This is a genomic window from Myxococcus eversor (assembly GCF_010894455.1).
Lineage (GTDB): Bacteria > Myxococcota > Myxococcia > Myxococcales > Myxococcaceae > Myxococcus > Myxococcus eversor.
On sequence record NZ_JAAIXY010000109.1, the window covers coordinates 1 to 388 of the forward strand.

General features: G+C 72.2%; 1 protein-coding gene. It reads right to left on the reverse strand.

Features of this window, described 5'->3' with window-relative positions:
* Positions 1-388 (reverse strand): response regulator (locus G4D83_RS45355; RefSeq protein WP_163871186.1); only part of this gene is annotated, 388 nt, incomplete at both ends.

Sequence of the window (388 nt, forward strand, 5' to 3'; positions counted from 1 at the left end):
CCGAGGCGCGCAAGAGGTGCACGCGCACCGAGTGACGGACCGGGGCCGGCAGGGCGTGCAGCGCGTAGAGCGACTCGTCCGTCAGCCGCAGCGCGTACGGCACGCGCGGGGGTTCCTTCGGACGCCCGGGCAGCTCGCGCAAACGCTCCGCCAGGGCCTGCACCAGCGCCTCCGGCTGCTGCGGCTTGTGCAGGAAGCCCACCACCCCGTGCAGCGGCACGTCCGGAGCACCTCTCGCCGAGGACATCAGCATCACCGTCAGGTGCTGCAGCCGCGCGTCCGTGCGCAAGTGGCCGTACAGCTCCCATCCATCCAACCGGGGCAACACCAGGTCCAGGAGGATGAGGTCCGGGTGCTGCGCGCGCGGGCGATGACGCAGCCAGTCCAG